Origin of the sequence: Nitratireductor sp. StC3 (genome assembly GCF_003015025.1) — a bacterium.
GTDB lineage: Bacteria > Pseudomonadota > Alphaproteobacteria > Rhizobiales > Rhizobiaceae > Mangrovimarina > Mangrovimarina alexandrii.
In genome coordinates this window covers 69,312-91,568 of the sequence record NZ_PYBP01000005.1, presented here as the reverse complement: position 1 = coordinate 91,568, position 22,257 = coordinate 69,312, and the positions used below count along the sequence as shown (strand labels likewise).

27 protein-coding genes are annotated in these 22,257 nt (G+C 67.3%); 10 read left to right on the top strand and 17 right to left on the bottom strand.

Annotated elements, in window-relative coordinates:
• Positions 1–36 precede the first annotated feature (36 nt).
• From C7T96_RS12200 to C7T96_RS12180, 5 genes are all read left to right on the top strand, one after another.
• Positions 37–1,212 carry a CaiB/BaiF CoA-transferase family protein gene (locus C7T96_RS12200; protein ID WP_106571518.1) on the top strand — a complete coding sequence of 392 codons (1,176 nt, stop codon included), beginning with the start codon at positions 37–39 and terminating at the stop codon, positions 1,210–1,212.
• Positions 1,209–2,858 carry a thiamine pyrophosphate-binding protein gene (locus C7T96_RS12195; protein ID WP_106571517.1) on the top strand — a complete coding sequence of 550 codons (1,650 nt, stop codon included), beginning with the start codon at positions 1,209–1,211 and terminating at the stop codon, positions 2,856–2,858. Before C7T96_RS12200 ends, C7T96_RS12195 begins: the two co-directional genes overlap by 4 nt.
• An 84-nt stretch (positions 2,859–2,942) precedes the next feature.
• Entirely contained in the window at positions 2,943–3,683 is a 741-nt protein-coding gene (locus tag C7T96_RS12190) for a glycosyltransferase family 2 protein (RefSeq protein WP_106571516.1), read from the top strand.
• Complete coding sequence (locus tag C7T96_RS12185) at positions 3,680–4,012, top strand: lipid-A-disaccharide synthase N-terminal domain-containing protein (RefSeq protein ID WP_106571515.1); 333 nt, start codon at positions 3,680–3,682, stop codon at positions 4,010–4,012. The genes C7T96_RS12190 and C7T96_RS12185 overlap by 4 nt, the downstream gene beginning before the upstream one ends.
• Before the next feature lie 8 nt (positions 4,013–4,020).
• Positions 4,021–5,721 (top strand): glycosyltransferase family 39 protein, encoded by a 1,701-nt coding sequence (locus C7T96_RS12180; protein ID WP_106571514.1) that lies wholly within the window; start codon positions 4,021–4,023, stop codon positions 5,719–5,721.
• Between the two features lie 21 nt (positions 5,722–5,742).
• On the opposite strand, the gene paaE is transcribed toward C7T96_RS12180, so the two are convergent.
• The 8 genes from paaE to paaA are packed head-to-tail and all read right to left on the bottom strand — an operon-like array spanning position 5,743 to position 10,181.
• Positions 5,743–6,822, bottom strand: a complete 1,080-nt coding sequence (paaE, locus tag C7T96_RS12175; RefSeq protein WP_106571513.1) for a 1,2-phenylacetyl-CoA epoxidase subunit PaaE — start codon at positions 6,820–6,822, stop codon at positions 5,743–5,745.
• A 59-nt stretch (positions 6,823–6,881) separates the two neighbouring features.
• Entirely contained in the window at positions 6,882–7,391 is a 510-nt protein-coding gene (paaD, locus tag C7T96_RS12170; protein WP_106571512.1) for a 1,2-phenylacetyl-CoA epoxidase subunit PaaD, read from the bottom strand.
• 5 nt (positions 7,392–7,396) lie between these two features.
• Positions 7,397–8,149, bottom strand: coding sequence for a 1,2-phenylacetyl-CoA epoxidase subunit PaaC (gene paaC, locus C7T96_RS12165; protein ID WP_106571511.1), 753 nt, complete (start codon positions 8,147–8,149; stop codon positions 7,397–7,399).
• Entirely contained in the window at positions 8,142–8,438 is a 297-nt protein-coding gene (locus tag C7T96_RS12160; RefSeq protein WP_106571510.1) for a hypothetical protein, read from the bottom strand. Before C7T96_RS12160 ends, paaC begins: the two co-directional genes overlap by 8 nt.
• Positions 8,439–8,466: 28 nt before the next feature.
• Positions 8,467–8,754, bottom strand: coding sequence for a 1,2-phenylacetyl-CoA epoxidase subunit PaaB (gene paaB / locus C7T96_RS12155; RefSeq protein WP_106571509.1), 288 nt, complete (start codon positions 8,752–8,754; stop codon positions 8,467–8,469).
• Between the two features lie 5 nt (positions 8,755–8,759).
• Positions 8,760–9,002 carry a hypothetical protein gene (locus tag C7T96_RS12150; RefSeq protein ID WP_106571508.1) on the bottom strand — a complete coding sequence of 81 codons (243 nt, stop codon included), beginning with the start codon at positions 9,000–9,002 and terminating at the stop codon, positions 8,760–8,762.
• The gene (locus C7T96_RS12145) at positions 8,999–9,184 is read right to left on the bottom strand and encodes a type II toxin-antitoxin system HicA family toxin (protein WP_106571507.1); all 186 of its coding nucleotides are present in this window, start codon (positions 9,182–9,184) and stop codon (positions 8,999–9,001) included. Before C7T96_RS12145 ends, C7T96_RS12150 begins: the two co-directional genes overlap by 4 nt.
• 1 nt (position 9,185) lies before the next feature.
• Complete coding sequence (paaA, locus tag C7T96_RS12140; RefSeq protein WP_106571506.1) at positions 9,186–10,181, bottom strand: 1,2-phenylacetyl-CoA epoxidase subunit PaaA; 996 nt, start codon at positions 10,179–10,181, stop codon at positions 9,186–9,188.
• 102 nt (positions 10,182–10,283) lie between these two features.
• On the opposite strand from paaA, the gene C7T96_RS12135 reads away from it, so the two are divergent.
• Entirely contained in the window at positions 10,284–10,703 is a 420-nt protein-coding gene (locus C7T96_RS12135; protein ID WP_106571505.1) for a PaaI family thioesterase, read from the top strand.
• A gap of 89 nt (positions 10,704–10,792) precedes the next feature.
• On the opposite strand, the gene C7T96_RS12130 is transcribed toward C7T96_RS12135, so the two are convergent.
• Positions 10,793–11,671: a PaaX family transcriptional regulator C-terminal domain-containing protein gene (locus C7T96_RS12130; RefSeq protein ID WP_245414136.1), complete on the bottom strand. Its 879-nt coding sequence runs from the start codon at positions 11,669–11,671 to the stop codon at positions 10,793–10,795.
• Between the two features lie 246 nt (positions 11,672–11,917).
• On the opposite strand from C7T96_RS12130, the gene C7T96_RS24050 reads away from it, so the two are divergent.
• Positions 11,918–12,088, top strand: coding sequence for a hypothetical protein (locus C7T96_RS24050; RefSeq protein WP_158264357.1), 171 nt, complete (start codon positions 11,918–11,920; stop codon positions 12,086–12,088).
• Positions 12,089–12,109: 21 nt separating this feature from the next.
• Positions 12,110–12,337, top strand: coding sequence for a hexameric tyrosine-coordinated heme protein (locus C7T96_RS12125; protein ID WP_106571504.1), 228 nt, complete (start codon positions 12,110–12,112; stop codon positions 12,335–12,337).
• A 43-nt stretch (positions 12,338–12,380) separates the two neighbouring features.
• On the opposite strand, the gene C7T96_RS12120 is transcribed toward C7T96_RS12125, so the two are convergent.
• The 3 genes from C7T96_RS12120 to paaI are packed head-to-tail and all read right to left on the bottom strand — an operon-like array spanning position 12,381 to position 14,760.
• Entirely contained in the window at positions 12,381–12,974 is a 594-nt protein-coding gene (locus tag C7T96_RS12120; protein ID WP_106571503.1) for a TetR/AcrR family transcriptional regulator, read from the bottom strand.
• Positions 12,974–14,284 (bottom strand): phenylacetate--CoA ligase PaaK, encoded by a 1,311-nt coding sequence (gene paaK / locus C7T96_RS12115; protein ID WP_106571502.1) that lies wholly within the window; start codon positions 14,282–14,284, stop codon positions 12,974–12,976. The genes C7T96_RS12120 and paaK overlap by 1 nt, the downstream gene beginning before the upstream one ends.
• A gap of 35 nt (positions 14,285–14,319) precedes the next feature.
• Entirely contained in the window at positions 14,320–14,760 is a 441-nt protein-coding gene (gene paaI / locus C7T96_RS12110) for a hydroxyphenylacetyl-CoA thioesterase PaaI (protein ID WP_106571501.1), read from the bottom strand.
• Between the two features lie 126 nt (positions 14,761–14,886).
• On the opposite strand from paaI, the gene C7T96_RS12105 reads away from it, so the two are divergent.
• Together C7T96_RS12105 and paaZ are read left to right on the top strand one after the other, a co-directional pair.
• Positions 14,887–16,101: a cytochrome P450 gene (locus C7T96_RS12105; RefSeq protein WP_106571500.1), complete on the top strand. Its 1,215-nt coding sequence runs from the start codon at positions 14,887–14,889 to the stop codon at positions 16,099–16,101.
• Between the two features lie 63 nt (positions 16,102–16,164).
• The gene (gene paaZ / locus C7T96_RS12100; RefSeq protein ID WP_106571499.1) at positions 16,165–18,189 is read left to right on the top strand and encodes a phenylacetic acid degradation bifunctional protein PaaZ; all 2,025 of its coding nucleotides are present in this window, start codon (positions 16,165–16,167) and stop codon (positions 18,187–18,189) included.
• A gap of 27 nt (positions 18,190–18,216) precedes the next feature.
• On the opposite strand, the gene C7T96_RS12095 is transcribed toward paaZ, so the two are convergent.
• Genes C7T96_RS12095 through pcaC form a run of 5 tightly spaced genes read right to left on the bottom strand, consistent with a single transcriptional unit; the run spans position 18,217 to position 22,236 of the window.
• Positions 18,217–19,389: a multidrug effflux MFS transporter gene (locus C7T96_RS12095; protein WP_158264356.1), complete on the bottom strand. Its 1,173-nt coding sequence runs from the start codon at positions 19,387–19,389 to the stop codon at positions 18,217–18,219.
• Complete coding sequence (locus C7T96_RS12090) at positions 19,386–20,450, bottom strand: 3-carboxy-cis,cis-muconate cycloisomerase (protein WP_106571497.1); 1,065 nt, start codon at positions 20,448–20,450, stop codon at positions 19,386–19,388. Before C7T96_RS12090 ends, C7T96_RS12095 begins: the two co-directional genes overlap by 4 nt.
• Positions 20,451–20,463: 13 nt before the next feature.
• The gene (gene pcaG, locus C7T96_RS12085) at positions 20,464–21,078 is read right to left on the bottom strand and encodes a protocatechuate 3,4-dioxygenase subunit alpha (protein ID WP_106571496.1); all 615 of its coding nucleotides are present in this window, start codon (positions 21,076–21,078) and stop codon (positions 20,464–20,466) included.
• Positions 21,079–21,080: 2 nt separating this feature from the next.
• Positions 21,081–21,821, bottom strand: a complete 741-nt coding sequence (gene pcaH, locus C7T96_RS12080) for a protocatechuate 3,4-dioxygenase subunit beta (RefSeq protein ID WP_106571495.1) — start codon at positions 21,819–21,821, stop codon at positions 21,081–21,083.
• 1 nt (position 21,822) lies between these two features.
• On the bottom strand, positions 21,823–22,236 hold the full coding sequence (gene pcaC / locus C7T96_RS12075; RefSeq protein ID WP_106571494.1) for a 4-carboxymuconolactone decarboxylase: 414 nt from the start codon (positions 22,234–22,236) through the stop codon (positions 21,823–21,825).
• Positions 22,237–22,257 lie beyond the last annotated feature (21 nt).

The window sequence follows — 22,257 nt, the reverse complement described above, 5'->3', positions numbered from 1 at the left end:
TTCCGGGGCAACCGAAACAACTGGCGCATAATCCCCATGGCAAACCCTCCCCTCGCCGGCATCCGCGTCATCGAGCTTGCCCGCATCCTGGCCGGCCCCTGGGCGGGGCAGTTGCTCGCCGATCTGGGCGCCGACGTCATCAAGGTGGAGAATCCGAACGGCGGCGACGACACCCGCCGCTGGGGGCCGCCCTTCGTGAAAAGCCATGACGGCGAAAATCTTTCCGCCGCCTACTACCACTCGACCAATCGCGGCAAGCGCTCGGTGGCGATCGACTTTTCCACGCCCGAGGGCGCGGAGACTGTCAAGAGGCTGATCGCCACCGCGGACGTGGTGATCGAGAACTTCAAGGTCGGCGGGCTGAAGAAATACGGCCTCGACTACGAAAGCCTGCGGGCGGACAACCCGCGCCTGGTCTATTGCTCGATCACCGGTTTCGGCCAGACCGGACCCTATGCCCGCCGCCCGGGTTACGATTTCATCATCCAGGGCATGGCCGGCATGATGTCGATCACCGGAGAACCCGGCCGCGAGCCGCAAAAGGCCGGCGTCGCGATTTCCGACGTCTTCACCGGGCTTTATTCGGTCATCGCCATCCAGGCGGCGCTGCGCCACGCCGAACGCACCGGCGAAGGCCAATATGTCGACATGGCGCTGTTCGACACCCAGATTTCGGTGCTCGGCAACCAGAACCTCAACTATCTGGTCTCCGGCACGCCGCCGGTGCAGATGGGCAATGCCCATATGAACATCGCCCCCTACGAAGTCGTGCCGGTCGCCGACGGGCACATCATCCTGGCGGTCGGCAATGACGGCCAGTTCCGCCATTTGTGCCAGGTGCTGGGGCTGGAAGCCCTTGCCGACGACCCCGACTTCGCCACCAATCCGGCGCGGGTCGAACATCGCCGGCGCCTGCGCGAAAAGCTGGTCGCCACGCTTGCCGGCTGGCAAAAGCAACCCTTGCTCGACAGGCTGGAAGCCGCCAACGTGCCCGCGAGCCCGATCAACGATATCGGCGAGGCCTTCGCCGACCCGCAGGCGATCGCGCGCGGCATGCGCATGGATCTCGACGACGGCCAGGGCAATGCGTTGCCGTCGGTGCGCGCGCCGATGCTGATGTCGAAGACACCCCCTGTCTATGACCGGCCCTCGCCGCGGCTCGGCGAGCATACTGCCGAGGTTTTGGCCGAACTGGAGGCGAAAGACGCATGAAAACGGGCGGACAACTGGTCGTCGACTGTCTGGAGGCAAACGGCGTCGAACGCCTCTACAGCGTGCCCGGCGAGAGTTATCTCGCCGTCCTCGACGCCTTGCACGATTCCAAGATCGAGAACGTCGTCTGCCGTCAGGAAGGCGGCGCGGCGATGATGGCCGACTGCGAGGGAAGGCTGACGGGAAAACCCGGCATCTGCTTCGTGACGCGCGGCCCCGGCGCGACCAACGCGTCCGCCGGCATCCACATCGCCCGGCAGGATTCGAATCCCGTGATCCTGTTCGTCGGCCAGGTGGCGCGTGGCAATCTGGAGCGCGAGGCGTTCCAGGAGGTCGACTACAGGGCCTTTTTCGGCACGATGGCGAAATGGGTGGTGCAGATCGACGACGCGGCACGCGTTCCCGAACTCGTCACCCGCGCCTTCGCGGTCGCCACCTCCGGGCGCCCCGGCCCGGTCGTGGTCGTCCTGCCCGAGGATATGCTCACCGACGCGGTCGAGGCGCCGACGCCCCTGCCCTTCGTCGCCGTCGAGACAAGGCCCGGCCGGCCGGAGATGGATCGGCTGGTCGAACTGCTCGAGGCGGCAGAGCGCCCGTTCCTGGTGCTCGGCGGCACACGCTGGACCGAGGAGGCCGTTAGCCAGGTCTGCGCCGGCATCAGCCGCTGGCGCCTGCCGGCAGGCTGCTCCTTCCGCCGGCAAACGCTGTGCGACCAGCTGCACGACTGTTATGCCGGCGACATCGGCATCGGCGCAAACCCGACGCTTGCGGCCTACATCAAGCAAAGCGACCTCGTCATCCTCGTCGGCTGCCGCTTCGGCGAGATGCCGTCGGCCGACTACACGCTCGTAAAAAGCCCCTACCCCGACCAGAAACTGGTCCACATCTTCCCCGACCCGGAAGAGCTGGGCCGCGTCTACCGGCCCACTTTGGCGATCAACGCTTCCAACACGGCCTTCGCCGCGGCGTTTGCCGAGACGGCGCCGGACGCGCGCCCGCGCTGGGCGAAGCGCACCGAGGAATTGCACCAGTCCTATCTGGAGTGGTCGACGCCGCCGATGGACGGGCCGGGCGCGGTCAAGATCGGCCCGGTGATGGCATGGCTGGAGGAAAACCTGCCCGAGGACGTCATCATCGCCAACGGCGCCGGCAATTTCGCCACCTGGATGCATCGGTTCCACCGCTATCGCCGCTTCAACGGGCAGGCGGCCCCCACCTCGGGCTCGATGGGCTACGGCGTGCCGGCCGGCGTGGCGGCAAAGGGCATCTTTCCCGAACGCGAGGTCGTGGTCTGGGCCGGCGACGGCGATTTCTTGATGAACGGGCAGGAATTCGCGACGGCCGTGCAATACGGCCGGCCGATCATCGTCGTGATCCTCAACAACGGCATCTACGGCACGATCCGCATGCACCAGGAGCGCGACTATCCAGGCCGCGTATCGGGAACGACGCTGACGAACCCCGATTTCGCCACGCTCGCCCGCGCCTATGGCGGCCATGGCGAGACGGTGCGCGCCACCGCCGAGTTCGCGCCCGCCTTCGAGCGCGCGCGCGCCAGCGGCAAGCCGGCGATCCTCGACGTGCTCATCGACGCCGAGGCGATCACGCCAACCAGGACGCTGACCGAGATCCGCGAAAAGCGATAGGCCGATCACAAGCCTCATTCCGATTCCCGGCCCCGCGTGTTAGTAGCCCGCGTCACCTGGGGCGCGTGAACTGGAAAGAGGCCCATGCACGAGGGAACCGGACCCGCGATTTCGATCGTCATTCCCTGCAAGAACGAATCCGCCAATCTGGCCGTGCTGCTCGACGAGATCGACACCGCGCTCGCCGGCCGCGACCACGAGGTTCTGGTGATCGACGACGGCTCGAGCGACGACACGCCGGCCATGCTGGCAGGCCGTATCGACGCCGGCGCGCGCCATCTGCGCCATATCCGCCATGACCGCTCGGCCGGCCAGAGCGCGGCGGTGCGCTCGGGCGTGTTCGCCGCGCGCGGCGCGGTGGTGGTGACGATCGACGGCGACGGCCAGAACGACCCGCGCTATCTGCCCGTGCTCGCCGACCGGCTTTTGTCGGCCGACGCCACGGTCGGCATCGTCGCCGGCCAGCGGCTGAAGCGCACCGACACGCTGATCAAGCGCTGGTCGTCGCGTTTCGCCAATGCCCTGCGCGAGGCGATCCTGCGCGACGGCACGCGCGATTCCGGCTGCGGGCTCAAGGCGCTGCGCACCGAGCTGTTCCGTCAGCTGCCCTATTTCGACGGCTGGCACCGCTATTTGCCGGCGCTGGTGCTGCGCGAGGGATTCGGCGTGCTGCATGTCGACGTCGTCGACCGCGAACGCCGGCACGGCACCTCCAACTACGGCATTCTCGACCGCGGCCTGCGCGGCATACTCGACCTGTTCGGCGTGTGGTGGCTGCGCCGACGACGCAAGACCCTCCCCCGCATCACGGAGCCGTCCCGATGACCGACACTTTCCAGTCGCTCTACAACTGGGCCTACCAGGTCTTCGTCGACCAGTTCAGCGCCTGGATCCTGCTGGGCTTCGTCGCCCAGGCGATGTTCACCATGCGCTTTTTGGTGCAGTGGATCGCCTCGGAGCGCGCCAAGCGCTCGGTGGTGCCGGTGGCGTTCTGGTTCTTCTCGCTCGGCGGCGGCACGCTGCTTCTGCTTTACGCCATTCACCGCAAGGATCCCGTCTTCATCGCCGGCCAGGCGCTCGGCCTCGTCATCTATATCCGCAATCTGTGGCTGATCGCCAACGAGCATCGCAGCGCGATGTCAGGCACCGACTGACCCGTCGCATGAGCGCCAACCGTTCCAACTCGGTCTCGTCCGCCCGGCCCGCCGCGGGCGCGCTCGGCCTGGCGCATTATCTCGGGCTGGCGCTTTTGTGCCTCTTGCTGTTCGCGCCCGGCATCACCACCCTGCCGCCGACCGACCGCGACGAGGCGCGCTTCGTGCAGGCGACCAAGCAGATGGTCGAGAGCGGCGACTATGTCGATATCCGCTTTCAGGACGAGCCGCGCTACAAGAAGCCGGCCGGCATCTATTGGCTGCAATCGGCGGCGGTCGCCATCAGCGGCCAGGGCGCCGACGCGCCGGTCGCCGTCTACCGCACCGTCTCGATCCTCGGCGCGACGCTCGCCGTTCTGGCCACCGCCTGGCTTGGCGCGTGGATGTTCGGCACGACCGCCGGGCTGATCGCGGCCGTTTCGCTCGCCGGGCTGCTGATCCTCGGCTTCGAGGCCCGCATCGCCAAGACCGACGCGACGCTGCTGGCGACCGGCCTCGTGGCGCAGGCCATGCTGGCGCGGATCTATCTCGGCCACCGCGCCGGCACGCCGGTTCCCGGCTGGGCGCCGTGGCTGTTCTGGGCCGCGCAGGGCGCCGCGATCCTGATCAAGGGACCGGTTATTCCCTTCCTCAGCCTGCTGACCGCCGGCTTCCTGCTTGCATTCGACCGCGACAGGGCCTGGCTGACAAAAATGCGCGCGCTGCCCGGCGCCGCCTTGATGCTGCTGGTCGCGGCCCCCTGGCTCGCGCTGATCACCTATAAGAGCGGGGCGGCGTTCTGGCAGGAGGCGGTCGGCCGCGACCTGCTCGGCAAGATCGGGTCGGGCCAGGAATCGCACGGTTTTCCGCCCGGCTATTACGTGCTGGTCTATTCGCTCACCATGTGGCCGTTCGGCCTCGCCGCGATCGACGCCGGCCTGCGCGTGCTCAACGGCATGCGCGCCGACCCGCGACTTTTGTTTCTGGCCGCCTGGTACCTGCCCTATTGGCTGATCATCGAACTGGTGCCGACCAAGCTGCCGCATTACATGCTGCCGGCCTTTCCGGCCCTGGTTCTGGCGCTCGGCTGGGCGCTCGGCGACCCGGCGGCACGCGACGCGCCGCTGCGGCGCTGGCAGAGCTGGCTGCGCTGGGCGACCGCGTTCGGCCTCGTCGTCGTCACCGTGGCGCTGGCCGCCATCGCGATCGGCATCACCCCTTACGTGCTGGGCAGTTTTTCCTGGTGGGGCGGGCTCGCGGCGATCATCGTCGTCGTCACCGGCTGGCTCGGCAGCGGCTTTCGCCCGCCGCTCGCCGCCCTGCCGCGCACGCTCGCCGCCGCGCTCGGCGCCGGCGCCACGCTGGCGCTCGCCGCGATCTTCGTGCTGCCGCCGCTGAAGCCGGTCTGGCTCAGCCCGGAAATCGCGCGCCTGTTTGCCGAGCACAGACCCTGCCCGCAGGGCCGGCTGGTGTCGACGGGCTATTACGAGCCGAGCCTGATCTTTCTCGTCGGCACGAACACGCTGCTGACCGATCCCGCCACCGCCGCCGAGACCCTGGCCGAAAATCCCGCCTGTACGTTGGCGCTGGTGCGCGGCGACCTCACGCAAGCGTTTTTCGCCGCCCTGCCCGCGGGACAAGCCAGCGTGGCGGTGCGCGGCACGGTCAGCGGCATCAACTATTCAAAGGGGTCGCCGCTGGTGCTGACGCTCTACGGCATGGCCGAGTGAGGCGAGCGCGGCGCAAAATCCTCAGGCGGCGTCGAAATCCAGCACCAGCCTGTTCGACAGCGGCCTCGTCTGGCAGGCGAGCGTGAAACCGGCCTCGATCTCCCACGGTTCGAGCGAGAAATTGACCGCCATTTCGGTCTCGCCCTCGACCACCCGGCAGCGGCAGGTGCAGCACATGCCGCCCGCGCAGGAATAAGGCAGCTCGATGCCGGCCTTGTGCGCGGCGTCGAGCACCGTTGCCGCCGTCTCGTCCATGGCGAATTCGCGCCGCGAACCGTCGAGCACCACCTCGACCGCGACACCGTCGGTCGCGGCCTTCCTGGCCTGCGCGGAAGGCGCACGCGGCCGCGGCGCCTCGCCCGTCGGCGTGAAACGCTCGTAACGGATGCGGTCCTCGTCGACGCCATAGGCCTTGAGCGTGGCCGCGACGTCGTCGATCATCTCGCCCGGACCGCACAGAAAGACGCCGTCCGAACCGCGCGGGTCGATCAGCCCGCGTTCGGCGAGTTCCTTCACCCGTTCGCCGTCGATGCGGCCGTTCAACAGGTCGACATCCTGCTTCTCGCGCGACAGCAGGTGCACCAGCGAAAAGCGGCGCAGATGCCGGTCCTTCAGATCCTCCAGCTCCTCGCGAAACATGATCGTCTCGGTCGAGCGGTTGCCGTAGAGCAGGCTCACCGTGGAGTCCGGCTCATGCTCCAGCACCGTCTTGGCGATCGACAGCATCGGCGTGATGCCCGAACCGGACGCGATCAGCAGATAGTCGTGGCGCGGCCCGGCGAGCGAGGTGAACCGGCCCTCCGGCGGCATGACGCGGATCGTGTCGCCGACCGACAGCGTCTCGTTGACGAAGCGCGAGAACCGGCCGTCGGCGACCTTCTTGACCCCCACCTTGAGCCGCGCCTCGCCCGGCGCGGAGCAGATCGAATAGGAGCGCCGCACATCCTCGCCGTCGAGACGGGTCGCCAGCGTGAGATATTGGCCCGGCTTGAACAAAAACGCATCGCGCAACGCCTCCGGCACGTCGAAGGCGATCGCGACGGCTTCGGGCGTCTGGCGCTCGATGGCCGACACGGTGAGATCGTGAAAACGGGATGCCATGGTCAAACCTCAAGCCTCGGGAGACGGCGCGCCCAGGTCAGCGTCAGGGAAACGGCCGCTCAGATGCATTTGAAATAGTCGAACGGCTCCCGGCACGCCGTGCAGCGATAATGCGCCTTGCACGGCGTGGAGCCGAATTCGGAAACCCGTTCGGTTTCCCGCGAACCGCATTTCGGGCAGGCGACGACGGTTTCGCCGAACAGCGCCCGGATCGAGTTGGAGCCCTCGACCGGCGGCGCGATGCCATAAGCCCTCAGCTTTTCCCGCCCCGCCTCGGTGATCCAGTCGGTCGTCCAGGCCGGGGCAACGACACGCTCCACGCGGGCCTCGAAACCGGCCTCGCGCAAGGCGGTCTCGACCGACAGCTCGATGGCGAGCGTGGCCGGGCAGCCGGAATAGGTCGGCGTCACCCTGGCAACCGCGACCCCGTCCTCAAGATCCACCGAGCGCAGGATGCCCAAATCGGCGACCGTCACGCACGGCACTTCCGGATCGGGGACGGAAGCGGCCGCCGCCCAGGCGCGCGCCGCCGCCTTGGCCTGTCCGCCAGGAGGCGGATAAGGCGCCATCCCGCTCACCAGGTCGCCCCCGGATAGCTGCGCTGCATGTGCTGCAGATCGGCCAGGATGAAGCCCATCGCCTCGCCGTGGCGGCCCTGGCGGCCGCCGGTCTGGGCATGGGCGGCCGGGGCGAAGGTCAGTCCCGCCTCGGCGAAGATCGCGCCGACGGTGCGGTCGAACGCGTCGCGCAGCGAAGCCGGCTCGGGCGCGATGCCGGCCTGCGCCATCGCCGCGCTGACGGCATCGCCTTCGAACAGCTCGTCGACATAGGGCGCCAGCGCGTCGATCGCCGCCTCCATGCGCTGCCGGCTTTCCTCGGTGCCGTCGCCGAGCCGCACGACCCATTCGCCGGCATGGCGGATATGGTAGGCGGTCTCCTTGACGGCCTTGGCCGCGATACCGGCCAGGGTTTCGTCGCTGGACGCCGCCGCCGCCGTCCAGAACGGTTCCATGAAGGCGGCGAAATAGAGCTGGCGCAGCATGGTATGGCCGAAATCGCCGTTCGGGCGCTCGACCATCAGGCAGTTCACGTAGTCGCGCTCGCGGCGCAGATAGGCGAGATCGTCCTCGCTGCGCCCCTTGCCCTCGATCTCGGCCGCGTACTGGTAGAGCGCACGCGCCTGGCCGATCAGATCGAGCGCCATGTTCGGCATGGCCAGATCTTCCTCGAGCATCGGCGCGTGGCCGCACCATTCCGACAGCCGGTGGCCGAGGATGAGGTGATCGTCGGCAAGGCGCAGAAGAAATGTCAGCAATGCATCAGACACGAGCGAACGCCTTTCTCAAAAACAATGCCAGGGCGGCAAGCGACACGACGACCAGAACCGGCGCGATGACCAGCAGGTCGACCCTGATATTGGCTTCCGGCGTCAGGATCTGCACCAGCGTCTCCCACACCGCGTAAGCCAGCCACAGCACCGCCGCCGTCTTGACGAGCCACCCGCCCCACGCGCTCATCCAGCCCGCGAGGCCGAACAGGATCGCCAGCACGAAGGCGATCCACGGATGTTGCGTCATCAGGACGAAGGGACTGAACAGAATGTGAAACGGATCCATCGGCGCCTCGGTCGATCTGCGAGCCGGCCTACATGTGGCCCACGTCCTCGGGGATGTCGTAGAAGGTCGGGTGGCGGTAGATCTTGGTCAGCGCCGGCTCGAAATTCTCGTCCTTGTGTTCGGGGTCCGAGGCGACGATCGCCGCCGACGGCACCACCCAGATCGACACGCCCTCGCCGCGCCGCGTATAGACGTCGCGCGCGGCCTGGATCGCCATCACCTCGTCGGCGGCGTGCACGGAGCCGCAATGCTTGTGCGCGAGCCCGTTGCGGGGGCGGATAAAAACTTCCCAAAGCGGGATTTCGGTCTTTGCCATCCTGGTTACTCCGCTGCCGGCAGATGCAGAAGTTGCTCGATGCGTCCGCTCGTGGGCGGCGGCAGCGGCTCGCCCCGGCTGTTGAAATGCGCGATCCATTCTTCGACGATCTGGACCAGTTCGTCGAATACCGCCTGCTGGTCGTCGCCATGGCAACCGCCTGAAAACAGGCCCGGAGCCATGCCCACGTAGCACCCGTCCTCTTCCGACCAGCTCACCACCTTCACGTAGCGATCGCTTTCCCTCATTTGGACCTATCCTTGAGAGCCTGTTTTACCAGCTTTTCCTGATATGGCAGGGCATCGTCCGCCGCATTTCCGGACAGCGTGAGCCTCAAACCCTTCTCCTGCAGCACATAGTTTCGGTGACTGCCCTTGCCGCCGATATTGCGAAACCCGGCGCGTTCGAGGTCGCGTATCTTGCGCGGCATCCTACTCCGCCGCCAGCTTCGTCGCCTCGCGCCGGGCCCGGCGTTTTTCGGCATGGGCAAGCGCTGCCTCGCGCACCCATTTGCCGTCGTCCCAGGCCTTGCGGCGCGCGGCGATGCGCTCGCGGTTCATGATTCCGCCCCCCTTGACGACGCGCCAGAACTCGTCCCAGTCGATGGGACCGAAATCGTAATGGCCGCGTTCCTCGTTCCATTTCAACTCGGGATCGGGAAAGGTCAGCCCCAGAAATTCGCCTTGCGGCACGGTGGCGTCGACGAATTTCTGCCTGAGCTCGTCATTGGTGAAGCGCTTGATCTTCCATTTCATCGACCGGTCGCCGTGCTGGCTGTCGGAATCGTGCGGGCCGAACATCATCAGCGACGGCCACCACCAGCGGTCGAGCGCATCCTGGGCCATGTCCTTCTGGTCGGCCGTGCCGTTGGCCAGCGTCATCATGATCTCGTAACCCTGGCGCTGGTGGAAGCTTTCCTCCTTGCACACCCGGATCATGGCGCGCGCATAGGGCCCGTAGGAGCAGCGGCAGAGCGGAATCTGGTTCATGATCGCCGCGCCGTCGACCAGCCAGCCGATGGCGCCGATATCGGCCCAGGTCAGCGTGGGATAGTTGAAGATCGAGGAATATTTCGCCTTGCCCGACAAAAGTTCCTCGGTCATCTGCTCGCGGCTGACGCCGAGCGTCTCGGCGGCCGAATAGAGATAAAGCCCGTGGCCGCCCTCGTCCTGCACCTTGGCCAGCAGCGCCGCCTTGCGCCTGAGCGAGGGCGCGCGCGTGATCCAGTTGCCCTCCGGCAGCATGCCGACGATCTCGGAATGCGCGTGCTGGCCGATCTGGCGCACCAGCGTCTTGCGATAGCCTTCCGGCATCGGATCGTTGGGTTCGATCTTTTCCTCCGCGTCGATACGCGCCTGGAACGCGGCGAGAAAGGCCTCGTCCTCGTCGGTGTCGGTCTTCGCCCCGATCAGGCCCTGGCTGTACATGGCATCTCCTTCGTGGTCGGATGGCGGCTAATCCGTCCAGCGTGACATGTAACAAAAAATCAAACATGCCGCAATATTTCGTAACATGAAAAGCGAGGATCGATGACAGAGTTCGGGCTCAAGCAGGCGGAGGAGACGATCGCGCGGGTCTTCGCGCCCTGGATCGTCGACATGGGGCTGAAACCGGTCGGTTTCGACGCCGGCGGCGGCGATTTCCTGTTGCCGGAGAACCGGGCGCTGGTGCATGTCGGCGGCGTGATCTGCGGCCAGGCGACGGCGGCGGCGGCCGACACCTGCTCGGTGGTGGCGCTGGCCGCGCTCAACGGGCGGTTCCGCGTCTGCACGACGGTCGACCTGACCACGCATTTTCTGCGGCCGCTGAAACCCGGCGACGTCGACATCCGCGTCGAGGTGCTCTCCAACGGCAAGCGCATGGCCTATACGCGCGTCGAGATGAGGGCCAAGGGCGCAGAAAAGGTCGCCGTCACCGCGACCAGCGCGTTCGCCTATCTGGAGGAGTGAGCCCTTTCGCCCTGCTCGATCCGCCATCTTGGCAGGTTCGCCGCGCCGCGCTGCGGACAAGCGGACGATAGTGCGAGGCTTACCCGGCCTCAAATCCCGCCGAACCGGGCCTTGAACCTCTTCGCATCCACCTGTTCCGGCAGGCCGGATGCGTCGAGCCAGGCCTCGCTCGGCCCGGCGAGCGCGGCATAGACCGCCTTGACCCGCGCCCGCGCCGCCTCGCCCGGCCAGTCGGCCGGCAAAAGCGCGGCCGGCAGGCCGGGATCGCGCAAGACGATGCGGCGCCAGGAATGGTCGACGAGCACGCGCGCGGCCATGGCGTCGAGTGGCGCGAGCCCCGCCCCGCGCGCCAGCGCAGCGGCGAGCGGGGCCAGGTTGTCGCCGAGCGCGCGATAGGCCGCGGCCAGTTCGTCGAGCTCCCAGAGCGCGGCAAGGTCCGGCGCCTCGCGCAGCGCGGCGCCGCGCACCACCAACAGACCGGGCGGAACGTCCTCGGTCAGTTCGGGAATGTCGGCGAAAGGGCGCACGAAACTGCCCGCGCCGGCCTGCGCGAAGCCGAGCTCGGCCATCGCCTGCTCACGCCCGGCGCGCACCCCGTTGCCGGCGCCACCGGGCGCCAGCGCCACCAACCAGGTGCCGTCCCAGGCCGGCGGCCCGGCGGCGTAGATGCGCCGGGTGGCGAAGTCGAAGGCGTGGCGCCCGGCGTCGGCGAGCCTGTAATAGGAATTGCGCCCGTCGCGCTCGCGCTCGAGCCAGCAATCGGCGGCAAGCCGCGACATCGCCGTGCGCACCGCCCCGGTCTCGATTCTCAGCCGCGCCATCAGCTCCTGCAGCACCGACAGCGCGACGCGGCCGCCGCGCGGCACGATGGCGTCGCCGAACACGGTCACGATCAGGGACCAGACCCGCAAACGCCCCCGCGCGTGCAGGGTGTCGATCATCCCCTCAAGCGCTTCGCCGGCGCACATGTCGCTCGCATCCATGGCAGGCAGATGGCATGCCCGCCGCGGATTTGGCAAGCCGCTTGGCCACGGGCCGACCCGGACCAGCCGCGACAACGCGCGCGGCCGGCGGCGCGCGCGCAGCCGCGATCCGCCGCCCGATTTCACCCGTTGCAAACGGCGGCGGAGGCTGCTATTAAAAGATATAAACAATATGAATGTTTTACGGCCCGATTCCGCTTCGCCACCCGAAACGCGCTCAACGAGGCAGTCATGATGAGGTTTCTTTCCGCCGTCGCCCAGGTGATCCTGCTCCCCGGCACCCTCGTTCTGCGCTGGATCGGCATCAATATCGAGGAGGATGGCGGCATTTTGCGCTCCTTCGTCAATATGTGCTTCTGGACCGCGATCGGCATGTGGATCGCCATCAAATACATCATCTGATCAACGCCGAGGAGATTTCGCATGAGCTGGCTGCCGTCGCTGAAAACCGCAACCCCCGAAGAAGGCTTCGATCTCGCGATCAAGCTCAGCCGCATGGCGGTGAAGAAGACCCAGCCCGACGACGAGGTGCGCGATCGCCTGCGGCCGGACTACGCCAACGACGCCGACAGCCTGACCATGGCCTCGCAGGTCGTGGCGACCAATTTCCAGACCGTCGCGCGGGCCAATAATTACTGGAACGAAAACTGACCGGCGTCAAAGACGGGCTGTCCCGCCCGCGGCCGGGAATGCGTCACAGGCCCTCGACGCCGCTCACCAGCAGCACCGTCGCGAGTTTGGCGTAGTCGCCGCGGCTGACCGGCCCGCCCTCGCGGTGCCACATATAAAACCAGTTGAGCATGCCGAACAGGCTCATCGTCACCGGCTTGAGCAGCGGTGCGCCGGCGAAGAGTTCCGGCCGCAGCGCCCCGATCGCTTCGGCGAAACGCTCGACGAGCTGGCGCTCGAGCGCCTTCAACTGCCGCTGTTCGTCGTCCGGCAGGAGCTGCAGAGCGTTGAGCTGCACCTTGTGCTCGGCATCGGCGTCGCGATAGGCCTCCAGCAACGCGCCGACCAGCGCCTCGAGCCGCTGACGCGGTTCGGCAAGCGGCCGGTCGGCCGCCTCGACGGCATCGACCAGCGCCTCCAGATGGGTGTTGATGATGTCGAACAGCAACGCCTCCTTGGAGGCGTAATAGTGATAAAGCAGCGCCTTCGACACGCCGCAATCGGCCGCCAGCGAGGCCATCGAGGCGCGGTCGTAACCGTCGCGCGCGAAGGTCAGCGCCGCCTGGTGCAGCAGCGCCTGGCGCTTGTCGTCATAGTCCTTGGCGCGGGTGCGGGCCATTATGCCTTCGGCCGGTTGTCGACGATGCGCTGCGCCTTGCCCTGGCTGCGGGCGACGCCGCCGGGCTCGGTGACGTTGATGCGGACCGTGATGCCGATCACCTGCTTGATGCGCCGGGCGAGCTCGGCGGCGGCGCCGGCGCGCTCGGCATTGTCGGCATGGTCGGGCAACGCCTCGACATTGACCGTCATCTCGTCCATGCGCCCGTGGCGCGACAGCTCGACCTGGAAATGCGGCGCCAGCTCGTCGACCTTGAGGATCTGCTCCTCGATCTGGGTCGGGAACACGTTCACGCCGCGCAGGATCATCATGTCGTCGGAGCGGCCGGTGATCTTTTCCATCCGCCGCATGGAGCGCGCCGTGCCGGCCAGAAGCCGGGTCAGGTCGCGCGTGCGGTAGCGGATGATCGGAAACGCCTCCTTCGACAACGAGGTGAAGACGAGTTCGCCCTTCTCGCCGTCGGCGACCGGTTCGCCCGTCGCCGGGTCGATGATCTCGGGATAGAAATGATCCTCCCAGATATGCAGCCCGTCCTTGGTCTCCACGCATTCATTGGCGACCCCCGGCCCCATCACCTCCGACAGGCCGTAAATGTCGACGGCATGCATGTCGAAGGCGGCCTCGATCTCCGTGCGCATCGCGTTGGTCCACGGCTCGGCACCGAAAATCCCGACCTGAAGCGGGCTTTCGCGCGGGTCGAGCCCCTGGGCGCGATATTCGTCGAGGATCGACAGCATGTAGGACGGCGTGACCATGATGGTCGAGGCGCGGAAATCCTCGATCAAGGTCACCTGCCTGGTGGTCATGCCGCCGGAGACCGGCACCACCGTGCAGCCGAGCTTTTCGGCGCCGTAATGCGCGCCGAGCCCGCCGGTGAACAGCCCGTAGCCATAGGCGACATGCACGATATCGCCCGGCCGCGTGCCCGACGCGCGCATCGAGCGCGCCACGCAGGTCGCCCACACGTCGATGTCGTTGGCCGTGTAGCCCACCACCGTCGGCTTGCCGGTCGTGCCCGACGAGGCGTGAATGCGCGCCACCTTGTCGCGCGGCACGGCGAACAGGCCGAACGGATAATTGTCGCGCAGGTCGGTCTTCACCGTGAACGGGAATTTTGCCAGATCGGACAGGGTTTTCAGGTCGTCGGGATGGACGCCGGCGGCATCAAAGCTCTTCCGGTAGAAGGCGACGTTGTCGTAGGCATGTTTCAGCGACCATTTCAGCCGCTCTAGCTGCAGCGCCGATATCTCGTCGCGCGAGGCGATCTCGATCGGGTCAAGATCGGCCTTGTTCGGGGTCAGGTCCTTCATGGTGCTCCTCCACGGCCGCCTGCAAGGCCGCAGCCTCAGGCGTTGTCCTCGTCGAAATGCCGGCCTTCGATGACGCGCGAATTGCCGCGAAACTCGGCGATCAGCGCGCCGGCCTGATTGCTCACCCGCACGTCGTAAATGCCGGAGCGGCCGAACCGGGCGACCTCGCGCGCGTCCGCCACCAGCCGGTCGCCGAGCCGGCCGGGCGCGATGAAGGTGATCGCATTGTGCTGCGCGACCACGAGCGTGTTGTAGGAATTGCAGGCAAAGGCGAAGGCCGAATCCGCCAGCGTGAAGATGTAGCCGCCGTGGCAGATGTCGTGACCGTTGGTGTGGTGCTTTTCGACCGTCATCGACAGGCGCGCCGTTCCCGGCCCGACCGCGTCGAGGCTGGCGCCCAGCCATTTCGACGCATCGTCGCGCGCCCACATCGCCGCCGCCGACCTGCGCGCGATCTCTTCCGCCGACAACGCCATCCGCAACCCTCCCCGCGCGATCCCATCTCACGTCGGACGCAAGACTTGCATAAACCGGCCAGTCGGTCAATAATACTCGGGCGGCCCTCTGCGGGCCCGCCGCGCAGGACGGGAGGACACGACGCGATGGAGCCGACACGCGCGCTCGCCGAGGCGTTCGACATCAACGCCCTGCCGCCGGGCTTTGCCGAAAACCCGTTCCCGGTCTACCACGCGCTGCTGGAGCACATGCCGCTCAAGCACTTTGCCGACGGGTCGGTGATGCTGTCGCGCTACGCCGATCTCGACCGGGTCTATCGCGACACCAAAACCTTCTCCTCCGACAAGAAGGTCGAGTTCCTGCCGAAATTCGGCGACACGCCGCTTTACGAGCATCACACCACCAGCCTGGTCTTCAACGACCCGCCGCTGCACACGCGCGTGCGCAAGATCATGGTCGGCGCGCTGACCCCCAGGGCGATCGCGGCGATGGAGCCCGGCCTGATCGCGCTGGTCGACGGGCTCATCGAGCGCATCGCCGACAAGGGCGAGGCCGACCTGATCGAGGATTTCGCCGCCGCCATCCCGATCGAGGTGATCGGCAATCTCTTCGTCATGCCGCACGACGAGCGCGGGCCGCTGCGCGACTGGTCGCTGGCGATCCTCGGCGCGCTGGAGCCGGTGTTGAGCGAGGCCGACAAGGCGCGCGGCAACCAGGCCGTCACCGCCTTCAAGACCTATCTGGCCGGGCTTGCCGCCGAGCGCAGGGCGAGCCCCGGCGATCCGGCGACCGACGTGCTGACCCGGCTGATCGACGGCAATGACGGCGAGCTGCTGTCCGACACCGAGCTGCTGCAGAACTGCATCTTCATCCTGAATGCCGGTCACGAGACCACGACCAACCTGATCGGCAACGCGTTCCACGAACTCGCCCAATGGCCGGACGAGCGCCAAAGGCTGATCGACAATCCCGACCTGATCGACACCGCCGTCGACGAGTTCCTGCGCTTCCAGAGCCCGAACCAGCTCGGCAACCGCATGACGCTGGCCGAATGCGAATTCCATGGCGAGACGATCGCGCCCGGCACGCGCATCCACCTGGCGATCGGCGCGGCCAATCGCGACCCGCGCCAGTTCGAGGACCCCGACCGGCTCGACCTCGCCCGCAAGCCCAATCGCCATCTCGCCTTCGCGCAGGGGCCGCATCTGTGCGCCGGGTTCTCGCTCGCCCGCATGGAGGGCCGCATCGCCGTCTCGCGGTTCTTGAAGCGTTTTCCGAATTACCGGCTTTCAGGCGCGCCGAAACGCACCGGCCGCGTGCGCTTTCGCGGCTTTTCGAGCCTACCGGCCAGCGTCGCCTAGCCGGGCGGCAAAGACCGTCCGCCACGCCGACCGAGCAACCCCGTTCGCCCAGGAGTATCGCCCATGACCGTTCTTTCCCTCAACAGCTTCGCCGCCGGCAAATGGGTCGCCCCGTCCGGCAGTCTGACCAGCCTGAAAAGCGCGGTCGACGGCCGCGTGATCGCCGAACTCGGCGCCGAGCTCGATTTCGCCGCCATGATCGAGCACGCCCGCGCGGTCGGCGGCCCGGCCCTGCGCGCCCTCACCTTCCACGAACGCGCGGCGAAACTGAAGGCGCTGGCGCAATATCTCAACGAGCGCCGCGACGCGCTCTACGAACTGTCCTACGAGACCGGCGCCACCAAGCCCGATTCGATGATCGACATCGACGGCGGCATCGGCACGGTGTTCGTGTTCGCCTCCAAGGGCCGGCGCGAACTGCCCGACGACGTGATCTATGTCGACGGCAATCTGGAACAGCTCGGCAAGACCGGCGCCTTTGTCGGCCAGCATGTCGCCACCTCGCTGCAGGGCGTGGCCGTGCACATCAACGCCTTCAATTTCCCGGTCTGGGGCATGCTGGAAAAGCTCGCCCCGACGCTGCTCGCCGGCGTGCCGGCGATCGTCAAGCCGGCCTCGGCCACGGCCTGGCTCGCCGAGGCCGCCTTTCGCATGATCGTCGAATCCGGCCTCTTGCCCGACGGCGCGGTGCAGTTCGTCGCCGGCTCCACAGGCGACCTTCTCGACCGGCTCGGTTCGCAGGACGTGGTCTCCTTCACCGGTTCGGCCGCCACCGCCAACCTGCTGCGCAAGACCCCCACGATCCTGGAAAACGCCACCCGCTTCATCGCCGAGCAGGATTCGCTCAACGCCACCATTCTGGGCCCCGACGCCGCGCCCGGCACGCCCGAATTCGACATTTTCGTCAAGGAGGTGCATCGCGAGATGACGGCCAAGGCCGGGCAGAAATGCACCGCCATCCGCCGCATCCTGGTGCCGACCGACCACCGCGAGGCGGTGATCGAGGCGATCTCGGCGCGGCTCGCCAAGACGGTGATCGGCGACCCCAGGGCCGAGGCGACGCGCATGGGCGCGCTCGCCAGCCTCGCCCAGCGCCGCGACGTGCTGGACAAGGCGGCGCTGATCGGGTCCGAAGCGCGTCAGGTCTATGGGACGGAAAACGGCTTCGCCGACGGCGTGGACGCCGAAAACGGCGCCTTCGTGTCGCCGATGCTGTTTGCCTGCGACGATCCGGACGGCGCCGACAAGGTTCATTCGGTCGAGGCGTTCGGCCCGGTCTCGACCGTGATGGCCTATCGCGACCTCGACCACGCCACCGCGCTCGCCAATCGCGGGGCCGGCTCGCTGGTCGCCTCCGTGTTCACCCACGACCCCGCGGTGGCGCGCCGTGTGGTGCTCGCCTCGGGCGCCTTTCACGGCCGGCTTTATTTCGCCAATCGCGACACCGGCCGCGAGGCGACCGGCCACGGCTCGCCGCTGCCGCATCTGGTCCATGGCGGGCCCGGCCGGGCCGGCGGCGGCGAGGAGATGGGCGGCATTCGCGGCGTCATGCACTACATGCAGCGCACCGCCCTCCAGGCAAGCCCCGATCTGCTGACCGGCATCACCCGCATTTATGTGAAGGGCGCGACCCCGATCCCCGGGCAAAAGCACCCCTTCCGCCTGCGCTTTCCGGAACTGGAGATCGGCCACACGCTGGAGACGGCCGAACGCCAGGTGACGCTCGAGGACATCGAACATTTCGCCGAATTCACCGGCGACACTTTTTACGCCCACATGGACGAGGAGGCCGCCAAGGCCAACCCGTTCTTCCCCGGCCGGGTGGCGCACGGCTACCTGATCCTGTCGTTTGCCGCCGGCCTGTTCGTCGACCCCGCCCCCGGCCCGGTGCTCGCCAATTACGGCCTCGACAATCTGCGTTTCATGAAGCCGGTCTCGCCCGGCGACAGGCTGAAGGTGCGCCTGACCGCCAAGGCCAAGACCCGGCGCAACGCCGACTATGGCGAGGTGCGCTGGGACGTCACGGTCGTCAACCAGGACGGCGAACAGGTCGCCGGCTACGAGCTTCTGACCATGAACCAGATGTAGGCCCCGACAGGCGGTCCCGGACCGGCCTTAACGCCGGCTCCAATGCCACCAGGCGATCATCGCCATGGTCGCGAGACAGATCACAAGCAGCGTGCCGGCGAAGGCCACAACCCCTTCGCCGGTCACAACCACCAGCGCGGTGACCAAAAGCGCCCCGCCCATCTGGCTTGCAAAACCGTAGAGCGAGGCGGAAAAGCCGGCGATGTCGCCATGCGGGTCGAGCACCATCGCCGCCGCATTGGAATAGACCACCAGATAGCTGGTTGCGAACAACACGAAAAACGCGGCCAGCAGCCAAGGCGTCAGCAGGCCTGCCAAAGCCGTCGCCAGGATCAAGGTCGCCGACAATATCAGCACCGCGTTGCCGACCAGCATCGCCGGCACGATGCCGGCCACGGCGATCAGCCGGCGATTGACCATCTGACCGATGACGATGCCGGTACCATGCAGGGCGAAATAGAGCGCGAAAAGCCCGCCGGTAATGCCGAATTCGCTCTCATAGACCCGTGGCGCGGATGCCAGGATCAACAGCATGGTCGCCATCACCACCGCCGACAGGATCAGGAAATGGCGCGCCTGCGGATGGCCGACGAGCCGTCTCGTGCGGCGCAGATAGGTCGCCGGGCTGAGCGCGTCGGGGGCGAGCTTGGGAATGGTCTCGGAAAACCGCGTCAATGCGGCGAGCAAGAACACGCCGAACAGCGCCAGAACGGCAAAGATCGCCCGCCAGCCGAACAGCGCGGCGATGCCCGCGCCGGCGAGCGGCGCGACGATCGGCCCGACGGCGAAGATGGCGGTGGCAAACGCCAGATTGCGCGCCAGATCGGCGCCCGAATAGAGATCGCGGATGATGGCCCGCGACGACACGATCGCCGCCGCCGCGCCAAAGCCTTGCACCGCGCGTGCGCCGAGAAGCACCGTGATCGACGGCGCCAGCGCCGCGACCGCGCAGCCGGCGACGAACAGCGACAGGCCCGCCGCCAGCACTGGTCGGCGCCCGTAGCGGTCCGATGCCGAGCCCCACAGCAATTGCCCGAAGGCGGCGGCGACCATGTAGAAGGTGATGGTCCACTGGACCAGCGCGTAGCGCGTGTCGAGCGCGTCGACCATGGCGCCGAAGGACGGCAGCGTGATGTCGACGGCGAAGGCGGAGACGGACATCAACAGCCCGCAATAGACGATCAGCGCACGCGCGCTCACCCCGACGGCCCCTCGAAGGAAATCGTCTCGACCAGCGAAAGCGCCGTGCGCAGCGCCGCACCGCAGGCGACCGCCATCTGCGGCAGGAGCAGCCATTCCAGCGTCCAGGCCGCGCCCGAACGCTCGTTTTCGTGCACCAGCGCCTGGTGCATGCCGGACAAGAGCGTGGCGTTGAAGCGCGCCAGGGCGACCAACAATTCGGCGCCGACCGGATTGACCTTGTGCGGCATCGCCGACGACCCGCCGCCGCTGGCAAGCCGGATCTCGCCGATTTCGCTCTGCGCGGCGAGCGCGATGTCCTGGCCCATCTTGCCGAGCGTGCCGGTCACCAGCGACAGCCAGGCGGCCAGGCCGGCAATGCCGTCGCGCTCGGCGTGGCGCACCGTGTCCGGTACCGTCAGGTCGAGCCCGACGGCCAGCCGCCGCGCCACCGCCGCGCCGGCCGCGCCGAGCTTGTCGCGCGTGCCGGCCGCCCCGCCGAAATGCAGCACGCACACACCCTCTCTCACCCCGGCCATCGCCGCGCGATGCCTGAGAAGCGGCGCGCGCCAGCTTTCGATCTTGCGTGAAGCCGGCACCGGGATCGCGGCCTGCATGCGGGTATGCGCCATCACCTCGACCGCGCCGTCGCGCACGGCGAGCGCGTCCAGCGCGACGGCCAACGCGTCGAGCCGGGCGCCGAAAATGTCGAACGCGCCGGCCAGCCGCAGCGCCAGGCCGGTGTCGATCACGTCCTGGCTGGTCGCGCCGAAATGAACGTATTTCGCATGCGGCTCGCCGACCGCGGCGCGAAGCTGGCGCACGAGCTCCGGCACGACGACGCCGTCGCGCGCCGTCGCCTGATTCAAAGCCTCAAGGTCGGGCCGGAACGTCTTGATGCGACTCTCGATTTCGGCAGCCGCACCGGCCGGAACGACACCTTCCGCCCCCTCCGCCGCCGCCAGCCCCGCCTCGAAGGCGAGCATCGCCGCCATCTCGGCCTCGACCGAAAACAGCGCGGCGATCTCCCGGTCGCCGGTCAGGCCGGACAGGAAAGGATGCTCGAAGGGAAAAACGCTCACGATGACATGCGGCTCAGATATCGAGGAAGATCGTTTCCTTCTCGCCCTGGAGATGGATGTCGAAGGTGTAGACGTCGCCGTCGCGCGGCGCAATCAGGGTCGGCACCCGGTTCTTGTGCTCGATGCGCTGAAGCAGCGGGTCCTGCGCATTGGCCTCTTGCTCGTCGGCGAAATACATCCTGGTATGCAGGCCGAGATTGATGCCGCGCGCCACGATCCAGAAGGTGATGTGCGGCGCCATCAGCCGGCCGTCCTTGAACGGGACGCGGCCCGGCTTGATGGTGGAAAACTCGAACAGGCCGCTTTCCATGTCCGAAGCGAGCCGGCCCCAGCCCGAAAAATTCGGATCGGCGGCGCCGCGCGGCTCCGAGGGCGAATTGTAGAGCCCGGCCGCGTCGGCCTGCCAGATCTCGATCAGCGCGTCCTTGAGCGGCGTGCCGGTGCCGTCGATCACCCGGGCGCGCACGGTGATGCGCTCGCCCTTTGTCTTGTCGTTGACCATCGCGGCGCCGAGATCGTCGGCGAAGACGCCTTTGATGCCGGAGAAATTCGGCGTCAGCCCGATATGGACGTAGGGGCCGGCCGTCTGCGAGGCGCTTTCCTTCAGGCGATTGAGCGACTGTACCATGATCAATTCCCCTCCAGCCGGTTTTCGAACAGCGTCGAGCGGCGGCCGCGCAGCACGATGTCGAACTTGTAGGCGCGCGCATCCATCGGGATCGTGGCCTGCATGTCGAGCGCCGCCACCAGCCCCTCCACCGCCGCGCGGTCGGGAATGGTGGCCACGATCGGGCAGCGCCAGATCAACGGGTCGCCCTCGAAATACATCTGCGTGATCAGCCGCTGGGCGAACCCGTGGCCGAAGACCGAAAAATGGATATGCGCCGGCCGCCAGTCGTTGACGCCGTTCGGCCACGGATAGGGTCCGGGCTGGACGGTGCGAAAACAATAATTGCCGTCGGCGTCGGTGATCACGCGCCCGCAGCCGCCAAAATTGGGATCGAGCGGCGCCAGATAGCTTTCCTTCTTGTGGCGGTAGCGCCCGCCGGCATTGGCCTGCCACACCTCCACCAGCGCGCCGGCCACGCCCTTGCCGCGCTCGTCGAGCACCCGGCCGTGGACGATGATGCGCGGCCCGATCGCACTTTCGCCGGGCTTGGCGAAATTGTGGATCAGGTCGGCGTCGAGCGCGCCGAGCATGGAATGGCCGAACACCGGCCCGGTGATCTCCGAAAGCGTGTTGTCGAGCGAGATCAGCGCCTTTTGCGGCGCGCGCACGACCGAGGTCTTGTAGCCCGGCGTATAGGCCGGCGGCTGCCACTGGCGGTCGCGCTGGAAAAACGCGCCGGTCTCGGGCCGTTCGTTCGACATCTCATCCCTCCTGTTCGGCGGCGCTTGCGCCCATTTCGTCGAGCGTCTGCTTGACCACCTTGATGGCGTGGTTGGCCGCCGGCACGCCGGCATAGATTGCCACATGCAGCATCGCCTCGCGAATGTCATCCGGGCTCGCGCCGGTATTGGCGGTGGCGCGCACATGCATGGCGACCTCGTCGTAATGGCCGAGCGCGGCCAGCAATGCCAGCGTCACCATCGAACGCTCGCGCTTGGTCCAGTTGGGGCGCGACCAGACATGGCCCCATGCCGCCTCGGTGATCAGATCCTGGAACGGTTCGTCGAAGGGCGTCTTGCGCGCCTCCGCCCGCTCGACATGGGCATCGCCGAGCACGGCCCGGCGCGTCGCCATGCCTTGCCGGTGACGCTCCGGCTTTTGCGAATGTGCGGACATGCGGCCTCCATTGTCGGTTTT

Bases quoted from the DNA above. Each gene is read 5' to 3' on its own strand.
- C7T96_RS12200 (WP_106571518.1), top strand. From the start codon at position 37: ATGGCAAACCCTCCCCTCGCCGGCATCCGCGTCATCGAGCTTGCCCGC.
- C7T96_RS12195 (WP_106571517.1), top strand. From the start codon at position 1,209: ATGAAAACGGGCGGACAACTGGTCGTCGACTGTCTGGAGGCAAACGGC.
- C7T96_RS12190 (WP_106571516.1), top strand. From the start codon at position 2,943: ATGCACGAGGGAACCGGACCCGCGATTTCGATCGTCATTCCCTGCAAG.
- C7T96_RS12185 (WP_106571515.1), top strand. From the start codon at position 3,680: ATGACCGACACTTTCCAGTCGCTCTACAACTGGGCCTACCAGGTCTTC.
- C7T96_RS12180 (WP_106571514.1), top strand. From the start codon at position 4,021: ATGAGCGCCAACCGTTCCAACTCGGTCTCGTCCGCCCGGCCCGCCGCG.
- paaE (WP_106571513.1), bottom strand. From the start codon at position 6,822: ATGGCATCCCGTTTTCACGATCTCACCGTGTCGGCCATCGAGCGCCAG.
- paaD (WP_106571512.1), bottom strand. From the start codon at position 7,391: ATGGCGCCTTATCCGCCTCCTGGCGGACAGGCCAAGGCGGCGGCGCGC.
- C7T96_RS12160 (WP_106571510.1), bottom strand. From the start codon at position 8,438: ATGGATCCGTTTCACATTCTGTTCAGTCCCTTCGTCCTGATGACGCAA.
- paaB (WP_106571509.1), bottom strand. From the start codon at position 8,754: ATGGCAAAGACCGAAATCCCGCTTTGGGAAGTTTTTATCCGCCCCCGC.
- C7T96_RS12150 (WP_106571508.1), bottom strand. From the start codon at position 9,002: ATGAGGGAAAGCGATCGCTACGTGAAGGTGGTGAGCTGGTCGGAAGAG.
- C7T96_RS12145 (WP_106571507.1), bottom strand. From the start codon at position 9,184: ATGCCGCGCAAGATACGCGACCTCGAACGCGCCGGGTTTCGCAATATC.
- paaA (WP_106571506.1), bottom strand. From the start codon at position 10,181: ATGTACAGCCAGGGCCTGATCGGGGCGAAGACCGACACCGACGAGGAC.
- C7T96_RS12135 (WP_106571505.1), top strand. From the start codon at position 10,284: ATGACAGAGTTCGGGCTCAAGCAGGCGGAGGAGACGATCGCGCGGGTC.
- C7T96_RS12130 (WP_245414136.1), bottom strand. From the start codon at position 11,671: ATGTGCGCCGGCGAAGCGCTTGAGGGGATGATCGACACCCTGCACGCG.
- C7T96_RS24050 (WP_158264357.1), top strand. From the start codon at position 11,918: ATGATGAGGTTTCTTTCCGCCGTCGCCCAGGTGATCCTGCTCCCCGGC.
- C7T96_RS12125 (WP_106571504.1), top strand. From the start codon at position 12,110: ATGAGCTGGCTGCCGTCGCTGAAAACCGCAACCCCCGAAGAAGGCTTC.
- C7T96_RS12120 (WP_106571503.1), bottom strand. From the start codon at position 12,974: ATGGCCCGCACCCGCGCCAAGGACTATGACGACAAGCGCCAGGCGCTG.
- paaK (WP_106571502.1), bottom strand. From the start codon at position 14,284: ATGAAGGACCTGACCCCGAACAAGGCCGATCTTGACCCGATCGAGATC.
- paaI (WP_106571501.1), bottom strand. From the start codon at position 14,760: ATGGCGTTGTCGGCGGAAGAGATCGCGCGCAGGTCGGCGGCGGCGATG.
- C7T96_RS12105 (WP_106571500.1), top strand. From the start codon at position 14,887: ATGGAGCCGACACGCGCGCTCGCCGAGGCGTTCGACATCAACGCCCTG.
- paaZ (WP_106571499.1), top strand. From the start codon at position 16,165: ATGACCGTTCTTTCCCTCAACAGCTTCGCCGCCGGCAAATGGGTCGCC.
- pcaG (WP_106571496.1), bottom strand. From the start codon at position 21,078: ATGGTACAGTCGCTCAATCGCCTGAAGGAAAGCGCCTCGCAGACGGCC.
- pcaH (WP_106571495.1), bottom strand. From the start codon at position 21,821: ATGTCGAACGAACGGCCCGAGACCGGCGCGTTTTTCCAGCGCGACCGC.
- pcaC (WP_106571494.1), bottom strand. From the start codon at position 22,236: ATGTCCGCACATTCGCAAAAGCCGGAGCGTCACCGGCAAGGCATGGCG.